The following is a 265-nucleotide window of genomic DNA, read 5'->3' on the forward strand; positions in this document are numbered from 1 at the left end:
GGGTGATCTGCGCCGCCATGTCCGCCGCCGTCCACGTTTTCAGGTCTTCGTTCAGGGCGATGTAATCGCAGCCGTCGTAGGCGAACTGCCAGTACCCGCGGAGGAGGCGCCCGTCCGACTCCACGTCACAGCCAGCCATCCACTGGAGTGTGTGAGAGCCGCCCGCGCTCTGGTTGTAGTAGCGCAGCGCGGTCCTCAGGTCCACTCGGAAACTCTGCTCATTGCCCTTGGCTCTCCGTGTCTCCCGCTCCCAATACTCCGGCCC

1 protein-coding gene is annotated in these 265 nt (G+C 64.9%); it reads right to left on the reverse strand.

Annotation, left to right across the window (positions count from 1 at the left end; translation table 11 throughout):
• A partial coding sequence (locus tag RWK90_RS17250) for a hypothetical protein (protein WP_314038859.1) occupies nucleotides 1–205 on the reverse strand: 205 nt, incomplete at its 3' end.
• Nucleotides 206–265 lie beyond the last annotated feature (60 nt).

This window comes from Dietzia sp. CH92, from assembly GCF_032248695.1.
In the GTDB taxonomy this organism is placed as follows: domain Bacteria; phylum Actinomycetota; class Actinomycetes; order Mycobacteriales; family Mycobacteriaceae; genus Dietzia.